This window comes from Chromatiales bacterium (genome assembly GCA_024234935.1).
Taxonomy (GTDB): domain Bacteria; phylum Pseudomonadota; class Gammaproteobacteria; order Steroidobacterales.
Genome location: JACKNI010000002.1, coordinates 409388 through 421209 on the forward strand (window position 1 = coordinate 409388; position 11822 = coordinate 421209).

11 protein-coding genes are annotated in these 11822 nt (G+C 64.5%); 2 read left to right on the forward strand and 9 right to left on the reverse strand.

What is annotated here, in order from left to right; genetic code table 11:
* Window positions 1-136 precede the first annotated feature (136 nt).
* The gene (locus H6979_07260) at window positions 137-559 is read left to right on the forward strand and encodes a CoA-binding protein (GenBank protein ID MCP5139637.1); all 423 of its coding nucleotides are present in this window, start codon (window positions 137-139) and stop codon (window positions 557-559) included.
* Here H6979_07260 and htpG read toward each other — a convergent pair.
* From htpG to H6979_07290, 6 genes are all read right to left on the reverse strand, one after another.
* On the reverse strand, window positions 556-2448 hold the full coding sequence (htpG, locus tag H6979_07265) for a molecular chaperone HtpG (protein ID MCP5139638.1): 1893 nt from the start codon (window positions 2446-2448) through the stop codon (window positions 556-558). The two genes, H6979_07260 and htpG, sit on opposite strands and share 4 nt — an antisense overlap.
* 116 nt (window positions 2449-2564) lie before the next feature.
* Entirely contained in the window at window positions 2565-2783 is a 219-nt protein-coding gene (locus tag H6979_07270; GenBank protein MCP5139639.1) for a hypothetical protein, read from the reverse strand.
* A 45-nt stretch (window positions 2784-2828) separates the two neighbouring features.
* Window positions 2829-3119, reverse strand: a complete 291-nt coding sequence (locus H6979_07275) for a hypothetical protein (protein ID MCP5139640.1) — start codon at window positions 3117-3119, stop codon at window positions 2829-2831.
* A gap of 153 nt (window positions 3120-3272) precedes the next feature.
* Window positions 3273-4640, reverse strand: coding sequence for an LOG family protein (locus H6979_07280; GenBank protein MCP5139641.1), 1368 nt, complete (start codon window positions 4638-4640; stop codon window positions 3273-3275).
* Complete coding sequence (locus tag H6979_07285) at window positions 4641-5156, reverse strand: L,D-transpeptidase family protein (protein ID MCP5139642.1); 516 nt, start codon at window positions 5154-5156, stop codon at window positions 4641-4643. It lies immediately after the preceding gene.
* A 3-nt stretch (window positions 5157-5159) separates the two neighbouring features.
* Window positions 5160-6698, reverse strand: coding sequence for a LysM peptidoglycan-binding domain-containing protein (locus tag H6979_07290; GenBank protein ID MCP5139643.1), 1539 nt, complete (start codon window positions 6696-6698; stop codon window positions 5160-5162).
* Between the two features lie 231 nt (window positions 6699-6929).
* Between H6979_07290 and H6979_07295 the strand changes: the two genes are divergently transcribed.
* Entirely contained in the window at window positions 6930-8150 is a 1221-nt protein-coding gene (locus tag H6979_07295; GenBank protein MCP5139644.1) for a succinylglutamate desuccinylase/aspartoacylase family protein, read from the forward strand.
* Window positions 8151-8161: 11 nt separating this feature from the next.
* On the opposite strand, the gene H6979_07300 is transcribed toward H6979_07295, so the two are convergent.
* The 3 genes from H6979_07300 to H6979_07310 are packed head-to-tail and all read right to left on the reverse strand — an operon-like array spanning window position 8162 to window position 11808.
* Complete coding sequence (locus H6979_07300) at window positions 8162-8635, reverse strand: NUDIX domain-containing protein (GenBank protein ID MCP5139645.1); 474 nt, start codon at window positions 8633-8635, stop codon at window positions 8162-8164.
* A 3-nt stretch (window positions 8636-8638) separates the two neighbouring features.
* Window positions 8639-11137, reverse strand: a complete 2499-nt coding sequence (locus tag H6979_07305; protein ID MCP5139646.1) for an ABC transporter permease — start codon at window positions 11135-11137, stop codon at window positions 8639-8641.
* Window positions 11134-11808, reverse strand: coding sequence for an ATP-binding cassette domain-containing protein (locus tag H6979_07310; GenBank protein ID MCP5139647.1), 675 nt, complete (start codon window positions 11806-11808; stop codon window positions 11134-11136). The genes H6979_07305 and H6979_07310 overlap by 4 nt, the downstream gene beginning before the upstream one ends.
* Window positions 11809-11822: the final 14 nt, after the last annotated feature.

Sequence of the window (11822 nt, forward strand, 5' to 3'; positions counted from 1 at the left end):
CGCTGGCAGGATATTTGCTGTCAATAGTGCGGCGGGTGTACGCCCCCTTATGTCGAATGACCAGTCTGCCCTGCCAACCGCGCCACAGCACGGGAAGACTGTGCAGAGACGCGCCACCTGAGGCAGCATGGGGCATATGACGGATTCCACACCCGACGAGGTGATCATCGCGACCCTGCGCAATGCCAGGACCATCGCAGTGGTCGGCGCCTCTCCCAAACCCCACCGCGCCTCCCACGGCGTGATGCGTTTCCTGCAGGGCAAGGGCTACCGCTGCATTCCGGTCAATCCCGGCCACGCCGGCGAGATACTGCTTGGGGAAACCGTCCGCGCAAAGCTTGCAGACATTCCCGTGCCGGTCGATCTGGTCGATGTTTTCCGCAACGCTGCGGCCGCCGGTCCGGTAGTCGACGAGGCCATCGCCATCGGCGCGAAAGCCGTGTGGATGCAGCTCGACGTCGTCAACGAGGCCGCCGCGGAGCGCGGCCGGCGGGCAGGGCTCACGGTGATCATGGACCGCTGCCCGGCCATCGAGTGGGGGCGTCTGGGACTGGGCTAGCCCAGCAGAATCCGGTTCAGCCGCTGTACGAAGGCACCCGGATCCTCGAGCTGGCCGCCCTCGGCCAGGCTGGCCTGATCAAAGATCAACTGGGCCAGATCGGCAAAGCGCGCTTCGTCCTGCTCTGCATCGAGACGCCGCAGCAGCGGGTGTGCGGCGTTGATCTCCAGGATCGGCCTGGTCTCGGGCACCGTCTGACCGGTAGCCTGCATCAGCTTGCGCATCTGCGCGCCCAGCTCGTACTCGCCGAGCACCAGGCAGGCGGGGGACTCGGTGAGGCGCGTCGTGGCGCGGACTTCAGAGACCTGGGCATCCAGCTGCTTTTTCAATCGCTCGATCAGCGCGCTGTGTTCGCTCGTGGCCGGCTGCTTGTCTTCGCTTTCCTCTGCGGATTTCCCGGCTGGCAGGTCGCCGCGCTTCACGTCGCGAAACTCCCAGCCGTCGAACTCATGCAAGTGGCTGATCAGCCACTCGTCGATGGTATCGGTGAGCAGCAGTACCTCGATGCCGCTCTTGCGGAACACTTCCAGATGCGGACTGGAGCGCGCCGCATTGAAGCTGTCAGCGGTCAGGTACCAGATGACTTTCTGGCTGGCCAGCGGATCATCGGCCGCCGTATCGCGTGCGGCGATGTAGTCGGCGAGCGAGCGGTCCGGAACCGGATTGTCGCTGGCGGTGGAGCTGAAACGCAGCAGCGCGGCGATGCGCTGCCGGTTGCCGGGATCTTCCGCCGGGCCTTCCTTCAGTACGCGACCGAATTCCTTCCAGAAAATGGCATATTTTTCCGGATCTTCCTTTGCCAGTTTGTCGAGCGTGTCGAGTACGCGCCTGGTAATCGCCCCGCGCATGGTTTCGACGACGGCATCCTGCTGCAGGAGTTCGCGCGATACGTTGAGCGACAGGTCGCTGGAATCGACCACGCCGCGCACGAAGCGCAGGTACAAGGGCAGAAACTGCTCGGCATCGTCCATGATGAAGACGCGCTTCACATAGAGCTTGAGGTGCCGTGAGCCCGACCGGTTCCACAGGTCCCAGGGTGCATGCGCCGGTATGTAGAGCAGGCTGATGTATTCGTGCTTGCCCTCCACCTTGTTGTGGCTCCAGACCAGCGGGTCCTGGAAGTCATGGCCGATGTGCTTGTAGAACTCGCGATACTCCTCGTCGCTGACCTCGGTACGCGGACGGGTCCAGAGTGCCCTCGCGGTATTCGCCGATTCCTCCTTTGCTTCGCCCTCGTCGCCGGCCTTGCTCTTCATGAGCACCGGGAAGGCGATGTGGTCCGAATACTTGCGGATCAGCGCACGCAGCCGGAACTCGTCGGCAAACTCGGCTGCGTCTTCGCGCAGGTGCAGGGTGACCCGCGTGCCCCGCTGCGGACGATCGATGGTCTCGATGCTGAACTCGCCCTGGCCATCGGATTCCCAGCGCACGCCCTCGCTGTCGGGTGCGCCGGCGCGGCGGGTCAGCACTTCGACCCGGTCGGCGACGATGAAAGCCGAATAGAAGCCCACACCGAATTGACCGATCAGGTTGGCATCGCGGCGCTGCTCACCGGTCATCTTGCTCAGGAAGTCGCCGGTGCCGGAGCGCGCAATCGTGCCCAGCTGACGGATGGTCTCCTCGCGCGACATGCCGATGCCGTTGTCTTCTATGGAGACGGTGCGGGCTTCGGTATCGAATTCGATGCGTATCTTCAGTTCGGGATCGGGCTCGAGGAGCTCCGGCGCGGAAATCGCCTCGAAGCGCAGTCGGTCGGCAGCATCGGAGGCGTTGGAGATCAGCTCACGGAGAAAGATCTCGCGATTGCTGTAGAGCGAATGGACCATGAGGTGCAGGAGTTTCTGCACCTCGGCCTGAAAACCGTGGGTTTCACGTGTCTCGACTGTCATGGAAGCACCTGGCCTGCGTTTTCTTCAGGGAGCCGGCTCAAGGGCCGCTCCGGCGAACTGCCTTTATAGGGGCAGTTGCCGGAAATTCAAGGTGCAGGCCGTAATACGGCCTCGCTTCAGCGGCTGGCCCGGTTCCGGACGACGTAAAGGCGCGGGCGGGCCGCCGGGATCGTCTCGGGACCGGTCACCGGCGGTGGTGCCGCCGCGACAAGGTCACCCTCGTCGTCCGGATGCAGACGGCCGCGGACACCTGACAGTGCCCTGTCGATCCACGCCCTGCGGTGCAGGGTGTCTGCGTTTCTGAAAGCGGCTTGCTCGTTTTCTTTGTCGGACATTTTCTGGTTTTGGTGCAGGGCCGGAAGCTTCCGGCACGGAATCAGCTACTTTTCCTCGGGAGTCCAGTCGCGGCGAACCTTGTCCGCCCAGCTCCGGTATCCCTTCCAGGTATAGAGAGACGGGTCCATCGCGGTGCGCCGCTTGTCCGGCAACTGCACGCGGCTCAGCCATCTCCGGTAGGCATCCCAGTTGGTCACCTCCTTGCCATTCTGGGCAACGAGACCCGGACTGCGGTGATCGGTCTGTGGCGACATGCGATTGTGCGTGCCACCGGATTTGCCGTCATGCAGTTCCGGATAGCGCGAACTGAGCGACTGACTCTTGTGATCGGTCATGTGAAGGGTCCCGGGAATCCAGCGTTGGGCGAATCGTGGCGACGCACTGCCTCTACCGGAAGGACCTGGTTCACAGGCCAAATGCAACGCGAACGCTACACATCGCAGGTGTCGACGGCGTCGCGCAAACCGGCAGCAATCGTAAAATCGCGCTCAGATCACCACGCGGTAGCAGGGCACATATGCGCGCCCGGGCAGGCGCATGCGGTGCTGTGCGACGAACGCGCGCAGCAGACCGTCGAGTTCGGCAAGCAGGCTGCGATCGCCGCGAATCTCGAATGGCCCGTGCTCTTCGATCGCACGGATGCCTTCTTCGCGGATATTGCCGCTGACGATGCCGGAGAAGGCGCGGCGCAGGTTCGCTGCGAGCACCGCGGGCGGCAGGTCGCGCCGTATCTCAAGCGCCGCCATCGCCTCATGCGTGGCGATGAACGGTCGCTGAAAGACCGGGTCTATGGTCAGGCGCCAGTTGAAATAGTAGGCATCGCTCTGGCTGTGCCTGTAATCGCGCACATGCTGCATTCCGGACTGCGCCCAGGCGGCGACGGCTGCCGGGTCGCCGATGATCATCGAGTAGCGCTTCTGCGCTTCGGCTCCGAGCGTCGCGCCGATAAAGGCATCGATGCGTTCCAGGTAGGGCCGGCTCGACTCGGGGCCCGTGAGGATCATCGGCAGTGGAATATCCGCGTTATCCTGATGCAGCAATATGCCAAGCAGAAACAGGATCTCTTCCGCAGTGCCAGCCCCGCCGGGAAAGATGACTATCGAGTGGGCGAGGCGGATGAACCCCTCCAGACGTTTCTCCATGTCCGGCATGATCACCAGCTCGTTGACGATCGGATTCGGCGACTCCGCAGCGATGATTCCGGGCTCGGTGAGCCCGATGTAGCGGCCATTGCGGATGCGCTGCTTGGCGTGACCGATGGTCGCGCCTTTCATCGGGCCCTTCATCGCGCCGGCACCGCAACCGGTGCATACGTTCAGTTTGCGCAGCCCGAGCTGGTAGCCGGTCTCCTTGGTGTATTCGTATTCCTCGCGACCGATGGAATGGCCGCCCCAGCACACCACCACGTTGAGGTCGGCACCGGGGCGCAGTGCGCCGGCATTGCGCAGAATGTGAAACACCGCGTTGGTGATGCCGTAGGTGCTGTTGAGGTCGAACTGGCCGGAAACCGTGACCTCGTTGTTTATGTAGATCACGTCGCGCAGGACCGCGAACAACAGTTCGCGGATGCCGCGGATCATCTGGCCGTCGACGAAGGCGGTTTCCGGAGCATCGGTGAGCGCGAGCTTCACGCCGCGATCCTGCTGCACGATGCCGATCTCGAAATTCCGGTAGCGCTCGAGTACTTCCCGGGTATCGTCGGTCTCGGCACCGGAATTCAGCACCGCGAGCGCGCAGCGGCGCAGCAACTCGTGATAGCCGCCTTCGCCGGTGCTGCGCAGGCGGTCGACCTCATGCTGGGAAAGCACCTCGAGTGCGCCTTCCGGCATGACCTCGATAACGGTCCGCGAATTCATTCAGGGGAGAATCTGGATCGGCGTATCGTCAGGCGTCATCAGCCAGATATCCACCATGTCTGAATTGGAAACGGCGATGCAGCCGTTGGTCCAGTCGTTCTTCTGGTAATACTCGAGGGGCTTTGTCGGCCGGTTCGGCTGGCCATGGATCATGATCAGACCACCGGGTGATACGCCTTCGGCCGCCGCACGCTGCTGATCGACCGCATTCGGGTAGGAAACCTTCAGGGCGAGGTAGTAGTCGCTGTTCACATTGCGGCCAGCGAGCCGGTAACTGCCCTCGGGCGTGCGGAAATCACCCTCCCGGAGCTTCGGCCCCTTCGGCGACAGGCCGAGGGCGACATCGATGCTGCGCAAAACCCGCTCACCGCGCAGCAGGAGGAGCTTGCGTTCGGACTTGTGCACCACGATCCGGTCGGCAGTCTCCAGTGTCGAGGCACCGGCACCGGTCGACAGCAACAGGCCGCTCAGCACGGCGGCACAACAACTGTTCAGCAGGATACGCCGCGAAACCATGACTCAGCCGCCTCCGGGTGCTGCGGTCAGCCGCAAACGCTGGCCGGGATAGATACGGTGCGGATTATCCAGCGAATTGAGCACCATGAGCTGGCGCTGCGTCACACCGGTGCGTCTGGCAATGGCGCCCAGCGAATCACCGCGTCTGACCACATAGGTCGAGGGGCTTTCCCCCTGGCTGGGAGCGGCGCGTGCATCGCCCGGCAGCTTCAGTACCTGGCCGACGCGGATCAGGTTCTTCTTCGAGAGACCATTGAGTTCAGCAAGCCGTGACGGCGAGGTGCCATAACGCTGTGCGATTCCGGACAGGGTCTCGCCGCTGCTCACGCGATGGGTCGCAGCGTTGAGCGCCGCCTTCCGTGCCCGCTCGCGCTCGGCCTCCGGATCAGCAGCGGCCAGCCGGGCCACCGTCTTTGCATCGGCCGCGCCCTCGGGCAAGCGCAGGGTGAAACCACGCGGCACCTCCCTGCGGCCGGACCAGACCGGTGACAGGAGGGCCGGGTTGTAGGTCTGCAGGGTCTCGCGCGAAACACCGAGGCTGCGCTCCAGGGTATCCGCCCGCACATGGTCAGCCAGAACGATGGTCGTGCCGCGCTCGGGCGGTTCGGGCTGAAGATTGCCGAAAAACTTCTGCGGGTTGCGATCGACTTCATCTGCGGCAAGAAACGAGACATAGAAGTTGCGTGAAGCAAATCCGAAGGAAGGCCCATCGTAATTGCGGATGATCGGCTCGATGTCGGTCGTGCCCATCTCGCGTACGGCGCGCCGCATCCCACCGGCACCATGGTTGTAGGCGGTGATGGCCAGCGGCCAGGATTGCAGGGCAAGGTAATTGGAACGCAACAGGCGCGCTGCAGCTTCACTGGAGCGGAACGGATCGCGGCGTTCATCGACCACCTGATCGATGCGCATGTAGTTGCGTCCGGTCCCCGCCGTGAACTGCCACAGACCCGCAGCGCCGACAAAGGAGCGGGCTTCCGGATCGAATGAAGACTCGACATGTGGCAGTGCCGCCAGACTCTCGGGTACGCCGGCTTCGCGCAGATTCAGCTGGATATGGTCCTTCCAGCGCCCTGCCCGCACCACGCCCTGCTGAAAGCGGTCGGCGAGTCCCTGCTGGGTCCGGACCCGGCCGGCGGCGGCGCGCAGGCTGTCATTGTCGGCACGTCCGGACCACAGTGCCAGCACGCGCGCCTCTTCGGCACTCAAGCCGCTGCGCTTGCCGGAGGCCAGCACCTTGAGTATGCCTTCATATCTGGCCGCGGCGGCATCCATCATGCGTCGGCGGGCCGAGTCGGTGGCACTGGCCGGAATATCGAATTTCTCGTACACGACGCCCAGGTAGCGGTTGTCGTGGACAACCACCTGTGTGCTGGAGACTTCCGTGAAGACCTGCCGCCAGAAACCGATATCCGGTTCCAGCCCGGCTGGCCGTGGCAAGGCTTCATCGGCGAGCGCCGGCAGGCCGCCGCCAAAGGTCAGCAGCAGTACCAGAACAACTGCTCTTGCCGGACGCATCGACAACAAAACCACCCTCTTCATGAAATGTCTGACCGGCGTGGAGCGGAAATTCTCCCGTCCGCTCTCCATAATGATCAGCCGATGGCCAAGACTACGCCCCGTTGCTGATTCCGAACTCGCACACGTTTCACATAAACGCGGGCCGGTGTCACGCAATAATATGCCGATCGTGCCCGAGACGCTCCGGACCGAACGGACCGGCTTTTATTGTAGACCCCGGAATCACGGCCTGCCGCATCGAGAATGCCCACCTTGAATCAACTGCTGCGAGCTCATGACATCTGTCGTACGGACATGGCCCGGGCCTTCTGCCGTATCGCCGCCTGTGCGCTCGGCATTGCACTGATCAGCGCATGCGACCGGAAACCGGCCGCAATGCCAGCCCCGGCGCCCGAACCGGCGCCGACCGCTGCACAGACCGGCACGGCAGCAGCCACGCCGCAGGCAAACGGCATGCGCGGCGGCCAGACCATGGAACTGCTCGGCGAAACCATTGCACCAGGCTCAACGCACCGGTTGTTCTGGTCCGGCGGACAATCCTTCGATGGCGGCTCGGATCGCACACCGGTACTGGTGATCAACGGTACGGGCCGCGGGCCGATCCTGTGCCTGACCGGCGCCATACACGGCGATGAGCTGAATGGCATCGAGGTCGTGCGCCGGGTCACGCAGGATCTGGAACCCGCCCGGATACGTGGCACGGTGATCGGCATTCCGATCGTCAACCTGCAGGGATTTCGTCGCGGCTCGCGCTATCTTCCCGACCGACGGGACCTCAACCGATACTTCCCGGGCAACCCCAACGGCAGTGCGGCATCACGAATTGCCTGGTCGCTTTTTGACGGCATCATCCGTCACTGCGACGGACTGGTCGATGTGCATACCGGCTCGCTCAACCGCACCAACCTGCCCCAGCTGCGCGCTGACCTGCGCAACGAAAAGGTCAGGGAATTCGTCAAGGGCTTTGGCGGCATGCTGGTACTGCACAACGCGGGTCGGCCAGGCACGCTGCGCTATGCCGCGGCCCAGGCCGGCATACCGGCCGTCACGCTCGAAACCGGTGAACCCGGCCGCCTGCAGTCAGCGCAGGTGCGCGAGGGCACCGCGGGTATCGTCCGTCTGCTCGATGCGCTGAATATCGTCAATCGCGTGAATCTGCTCAACGCGGCCCGGCCGGTTTATTACCAGTCGAAGTGGGTCCGTGCCGATCACGGCGGACTGCTTTTTTCACTGGTGCGGCTGGGCCAGATCGTCGAAGCCGGCGATGTGCTGGGGACGATTACCGACCCGATCAGCAACGAGCAGAACCTGATCTACTCGCCGCTCGAGGGGCGGGTGATCGGCATGGCGCTGAACCAGATGGTGATGCCGGGCTTTGCCACCTTCAATCTCGGCATCGCGGCAAGCAGCGTACCTGATGAGTCGATAGCGCCGGCACCGGGAACGCCGACCGATGAGCGACCGGAAGAATGACGGCGAGCTGCCTACGGTGGCGGCGCAATCACGCCCGCCCTGCTGAGCACATCCTCTGCCCAGCTGAGCGCCAGCCTGACGCGCGGTGAACCCAGCCGGTACGCCTCGGGCAGACCAACCCAGCGGTACTCGCTGTGTTCCGGCCGCCCGGTATCCGGACTCGGCAGCAGCGCAACCTCGGACTGCGCGGTCTGTGCCAGGTAGTAGCGGGCAATCTTGCCGCGATTGTAGGGCCCGGTATCCACATAGCCCTCACCCCAGGGAAACTCGAGATCGCTGATACCCGATTCCTCGCGCACTTCACGCCGGGCAGTCTGCAGATGGACTTCACCGGCCTCCATGAGGCCTTTGGGAAAATCCCAGTGCCGGAACACGCGCAGCATCAGCACGCGCCAGCCTTCCGGTGTTTCGCGCAATACGATTGCGCCACAGGACACCTGTCCCGCCTTGCGGACCCTGCCCGTCGCGCGCGCCCTCAACGGCATGACCTACGCCCCGTCCCGCAGTACTGAAACAGGCGGCTCGCTGACCGCGCGGCGCGTTGCCAGCGTACCGGCGACGCCGACGATCAGCGCACCGGCCACCAGCCCCAGCGGCCACAGCAGAGGACTCACCCCATACTCCAGCCTGAATGCATAGTGCGCCAGCGCCCAGCCGAGCGCAGTCGCGCCAAAGGCGGCGAGCGCTCCGGACAGGCTGCCCAGCGTCAGGAATTCCACCGCCACACCCTGCAGGATCTTGCGGCGCGCGGCACCCAGCGTATGCAGGATCGCGCTCTCGAAGCGTCGCTCGTCGCGGGTGATCTGGACGGCAGCGAGCAGAACGACGAGACCGGCCAGCAGGGTAAAGACAAAGACGTATTGCACGGCGAGCGCGGCCCGGTCGATGACCGAGCGCACCTGGGCGAGGATCACTTCGAGGTCGATCACGGTCACGCCGGGGAATTCCCGCACCAGCCGGCCGAGCACCGTCACACGATCACGCGGCACGTAGACGCTGGCCAGCCAGGTCTGCGGCAGCTCGGCAGCAAGCCCGGGCGACAGCACGACGAAAAAATTCGGCTGAAAGGAATCCCACTCGACACTGCGCAGGCTGGTCACCGGCGCCTCGATGTCCTCCCCGGCCACGTTGAAGCGCAGGGTATCGCCAACGCTGACACCGAGACTGGCGGCGAGCTTCGCATCCAGCGATACCTGCGGTGGCCCGGCGTAGTCGCTGCCCCACCATTTTCCGTCGGTCACGGTATTGCTGGCTGGCAATGCGGCGATCCAGGTCAGATTGGTCTCACGCTGCAGAAAGGCAGCACCCTGCGCGCCAGGCGCCTTGAACTCCGCAGCAGGCTGACCGTTGATGCGGGTCAGACGACCACGGATCAGCGGCAAGGCCGTCACATCGCGACCGATCTCTGCCCTGAAAAAATCCCGCAGGCCGGGCAACTGCCCGGGCTCGATATTGATCATGAAGTGATTCGGCGCGGTGGCCGGCAGGGTCTCTTCCCAGGCGGAAAGAATATCGTTGCGCACCACACCGAGCAGCAACAGCACCATCAGGCTCAGGCCGAACGCCACGATCTGCACGATGCTTTCCGGACCACGCCGCGAGATGTTCGCAAGACCATAGCGCCAGGCGATTCCCGCCGCGCCGCGGAACCGACCCAGGGCCTGCACCAGCAGCCAGCCGATACCGCCGGCAATCAGCGCCATGCCCACCAGGCCACCGGCAATCAGTCCCACCAGCAGCGCATCCCTGACGATCACGAAGACCAGCGCGCCGATGGCCACAAGCGCCGTGCCGAATGTGGCCAGCGCGCCGAGACGCGGCGCCGGCAAGTCCTTGCGCAGCACCCGCAGCGGCGGCGTGGAGCCAAGACGCAGCAGATGCGGCAAGGCGAAACCGATGACAACCGTCGCAGCAGTCAGGATGCCGAGCAGAAAGGGCTGCCCCGATGCAGGCGGCAGCACAAATCCGACCAGCTCCGCAGCGATCACGGCGAGCCCGTACTGCGCGCCATAACCGAGCAGCACGCCCAGCACCGAGGTCGCAACGATGATCAGGCCGAGCTCGCCCATGGTCACGGCAACGACGAAACGCTGGCTTGCGCCCAGCGTTTTCAGCAAGGCGATGTTGTCCAGATGTCGCATCGCGTAGCGGCGAGCGGCCATCGCCGCAGCCACCGCGGCGAGTATCACCGTCACCAGTGAGGCCAGCGTCAGGAAGCGCTGCGCGCGATCGATGGCCGCATTGATCTGCTCGCCGGCATCCTCGCGGCCGCGAATGCTGGTATCCGGCCGCAGGCGCGGCTCGATGCTGGCGCGGAACTTCGCGATCCGTGCATCGCTGCCGGCATACATCTGCTGCCATGTGACGCGGCTGCCGGGCTTCACCACGCCCATCACCGGCACGTCATCCAGGTTCACCATCAGCCCCGGCGCGAGATTGACGAAGCCGATGTTCTGGTCCGGCTTGTACTGCAGGACCTGCGTGATGCGCAGCGACCGGTTGCCGACGGTCAATGTCGCGCCGACGTCGATACCGAGACGCCCGAGCAGACCGGGCTCCGCCCAGGCTTCACCCGGCGCGGGAATGCCCTCTGCCGGCCGGCCGCCGCCAAACAGCGTATCGGCAATGGTGAGCTGGCCGCGCAGAGGGTAGCCATCGCTCACTGCATCGACGGCCGCCAGCGCAGTTTCCTCGCCAAAGAGCACGACGGTGGGAAAAGCCAGCGTCTCGGCAGTTGCGAGCCCCAGTTCCCGCGCCTCGGCCTGAAAATCCGGCGGCAACGGCGCGGCCGAGCGCAGCACCAGGTCGGCGGCGAGGACCTGGCTGGCCTGCTCCTTCATGGAGGTGCCGACGCGATCAGTGAAAAAACTCACTGCTGTCATGGCGGTGACAGCCAGCACGATCGCGGCGAGCAGTACCGACAGTTCGCCGGCGCGCAGATCCCTGACGAAGGCGCGCCAGGCAAAGACCGGTACCTTGAGGTTCATGGCAGGATCTTGCCCGCGACCAGCTGGATGGTGCGATCACAGCGCTCGGCCAGTTCGCGCTGATGGGTAACGAGCACCAGCGTGGTGCGCGCTTCGGCATTGAGATCGAAGAGCAACTGCCCGATGCGCTCGCCGGTGGCGGTGTCGAGGTTGCCGGTGGGCTCGTCGGCGAACAGCACCTCCGGTCGCGTGACGAAGGCCCGGGCGATGGCCACGCGTTGCTGCTCACCACCGGAGAGCTGACGCGGATAGTGGCCGAGCCGGGCACCGAGACCGATGTTCGCCAGGGTCTCGCGCGCCATTGCCGCCGCCTTCGCCTCACCCGCCAGCTCGAGCGGCAACATCACGTTTTCCAGTGCGGTGAGCGATTGCAGCAGATGAAAGGACTGGAACACGAAGCCGACGCGTCGTGCGCGCAAGGCAGCCCGGCCATCTTCATTCAGCGCAGTGAGCTCCGTCCCGCACAACCAGACCTTGCCCCGCGTCGGACGATCGAGTCCGGCGAGCAGGGCCAGCAGCGTGGTCTTGCCGGCGCCCGAGGGCCCGACCAGTGCCACCGATTCACCCCGCACGATGGCGAGATCAATGCCGTCGAGGATGGTCAGCGTCCCTTCCGGACTGCTAACCTCTTTTACCAGTCCCGCTGCACGCAGCACGGCATCACTATCCATGCGATCCGCCATTC